Origin of the sequence: Lichenibacterium ramalinae, from assembly GCF_004137085.1 — a bacterium.
Lineage (GTDB): Bacteria > Pseudomonadota > Alphaproteobacteria > Rhizobiales > Beijerinckiaceae > Lichenihabitans > Lichenihabitans ramalinae.
The window spans coordinates 1-550 of record NZ_QYBC01000074.1 but is presented as its reverse complement, the minus strand read 5'-3'; the positions used below and the strand labels follow the sequence as shown (position 1 = coordinate 550).

2 tRNA genes are annotated in these 550 nt (G+C 66.4%); both read left to right on the top strand.

From position 1 onward, the window contains the following. Nucleotides 1-156 precede the first annotated feature (156 nt). Nucleotides 157-233: transfer RNA gene (locus D3272_RS27075), tRNA-Ile, on the top strand. Between the two features lie 146 nt (nt 234-379). Then, a tRNA-Ala gene (locus D3272_RS27070) sits at nt 380-455 on the top strand. Nucleotides 456-550 lie beyond the last annotated feature (95 nt).

The following is a 550-nucleotide window of genomic DNA, read 5'->3' as shown; positions in this document are numbered from 1 at the left end:
TTGCGTCGCTTAGATCACGGGTCCGCAATCACGGACCCACTCTGGCGGGACGCCGCCGTCTTCGTTTCTCTTTCTTCCATCATGGCGCGGATCGGCAACAGCCGTCCCGCGCTAGCGGATGAGCGCCGCTCCCTTTCAGTGGGGATCGGCAGCTTTGGGCTTGTAGCTCAGTTGGTTAGAGCGCGCGCTTGATAAGCGTGAGGTCGGAAGTTCGAGTCTTCCCAGGCCCACCAGTCAGGTGCCGTTCCGTCCGACGCGGCCAGCGTCGGCCAGGCCGACCGGCCGCCGCGCCCCATGGCGCGAGCCAAGCCGACGGACGTCGGCGCCGGCGCTTGAGGCTGAGGTTGACCCTCAGTCGGAAGCGCCAGCTTTCGACGGAGGGGCAATAGCTCAGTTGGGAGAGCGCGTGCTTTGCAAGCATGAGGTCGTCGGCTCGATCCCGTCTTGCTCCACCATCGCTTCGGCGGTGATGCGAGCCGGGACGGTTCAGAGCGAACCCGGCCCCCTGCCACGCAGCTCCTGCCTTGGCAGCGCCCTCGTCCGCCTTACC